Source organism: Streptomyces callyspongiae (assembly GCF_047200695.1).
In the GTDB taxonomy this organism is placed as follows: domain Bacteria; phylum Actinomycetota; class Actinomycetes; order Streptomycetales; family Streptomycetaceae; genus Streptomyces.
The window spans coordinates 1-204 of record NZ_JBJZOM010000076.1; the positions used below are offsets into that span (position 1 = coordinate 1).

Annotated in this window: 1 rRNA gene; it reads left to right on the forward strand. The window is 53.9% G+C overall.

Annotated elements, in window-relative coordinates:
* Positions 1–77 precede the first annotated feature (77 nt).
* A 5S ribosomal RNA gene (gene rrf / locus ACL06G_RS21580) occupies positions 78–194 on the forward strand.
* Positions 195–204: the final 10 nt, after the last annotated feature.

The window sequence follows — 204 nt, forward strand, 5'->3', positions numbered from 1 at the left end:
GCAACAACCAGTTTGTTTCAATTGAACAGAGTGCTTGTTCGCTAGAATTCCGGGCTTTTTGTGGGTCCGGCTAGTGTTTCGGTGGTTATAGCGTGAGGGAAACGCCCGGTTACTTTCCGAACCCGGAAGCTAAGCCTTTCAGCGCCGATGGTACTGCGAGGGGGACCTCGTGGGAGAGTAGGACGCCGCCGAACAATCTTTGAG